Below are 283 nucleotides of genomic sequence, written 5' to 3'. Positions count from 1 at the left end.
GCTGTGACATTGCTATGCTACCCCTATCTAGGACAAGGAAATAATTAAATCCTAGATAGGGGTATTTGTTATGGGAAAAAGAAGGATGAAGCTCAGTGCAGAAGAGCGCATAAAGATTGTTGAGAGTTATCTTAGACAGGAAATCAGTTTAACTAGTGCAGCTAAAGAAGCCCAAGTTAACGTGAACACAGTCAGAAGATGGTGTGCTTTATATGAAAATGAAGGGCCCACTGGTCTGATTGCCACGAATAAGAATAAAAAGTATTCGAAAGAATTGAAGCTG

The 283-nt window shown here is 39.2% G+C and carries 1 protein-coding gene; it reads left to right on the top strand.

Going from position 1 to position 283, the window contains the following annotated elements; genetic code table 11:
* Positions 1–70 precede the first annotated feature (70 nt).
* Positions 71–283, top strand: a 213-nt coding sequence (locus NRIC_RS19095; RefSeq protein ID WP_146622013.1) for a helix-turn-helix domain-containing protein, incomplete at its 3' end; no start/stop codon positions are given.

It is taken from the genome of Enterococcus florum (genome assembly GCF_004309355.1).
Taxonomy (GTDB): Bacteria; Bacillota; Bacilli; order Lactobacillales; family Enterococcaceae; genus Enterococcus_A; species Enterococcus_A florum.
This window is presented reverse-complemented; position numbering and strand designations above follow the sequence as displayed.